This window comes from Treponema sp. R6D11, assembly GCF_054786075.1.
This window is the reverse complement of the sequence record NZ_BDHD01000505.1, coordinates 1-900: the sequence shown is the minus strand read 5'-3', so window position 1 is coordinate 900 and position 900 is coordinate 1. Positions and strand designations below refer to the sequence as shown.

Genomic DNA, 900 nt, shown 5'->3' with positions numbered 1-900 from the left:
TCTTTGAACCGTCCCTGTTAACTGAAGGATAAAAAGTATTACCGCTACTGTTCGTAAGTGCCGTATCATAACTTATCGCATCATTCTCGTTATTAAATTCAAGTGTTACAGATAATACCATTGATGACGGATCGCCATTGGCGCCGTTTTTCTCCCCTTTACCATTGCCTTTTACAAAACTATTAGTCCACCATTTACCAACAAGGGCTCTGCTTGTTATGACATTGCCGTCTCCGTCTTTCAAAGAATAAGACGCTGATTTCAGTATTTTATTCGTACCATATGAAGAACTATTATAAACACCTATTTCTGCCCCTGTATGCCACCCCCCGTTAAATACCATGTTATAATCACCTTTCCAGAGCCATATTGAAGCTGTACTACCGTCAGCCCTATTAAAATTAGTCCGCAATGAATCAATATTACAAGCCCAGTTATTAGATGTAAAATTTTCATAAAAATCTCTATAACCACCCAAATATTGCGGATGCCATGTATCAAAATACAAAAAGCCATCACCATAATTAGGTAACATAGCTATACCTACTGCTACTATACCTATAGCCACAAGAGGTATATCCCCATTTGGATCGGTGTATTTTAATGGATTGTTATTTGAATAATGAAAAGTATGCAAATTTATAGTATTATATACTCCGCCGTTCGGTAATTTATTATTTTCGTTTCCCGCCTCTGGTATGTAGTCCCCCATGGCGGGATCCGTTGATATCCACCTGCTCGTCCTAGGATCCAGGTATCTGGCTCCGTAGTAGTAGTAGCCCGTCTCCTCGTCCAGCTCTTTGCCCGTAAACCGGTACGGCAACGCTCCTTCCGCCAGGTCGTACTTGTGCTCCACCCATATCTCCCCGTACGGCGTGTACTCTATCCTCTCGTGCAAAT

General features: G+C 41.4%; 1 protein-coding gene. It reads right to left on the bottom strand.

Annotated elements, in window-relative coordinates:
* Positions 1 to 900: RHS repeat-associated core domain-containing protein (locus tag ACYVTD_RS14295; RefSeq protein ID WP_461248392.1), on the bottom strand; the 900-nt coding region annotated here is incomplete at both ends.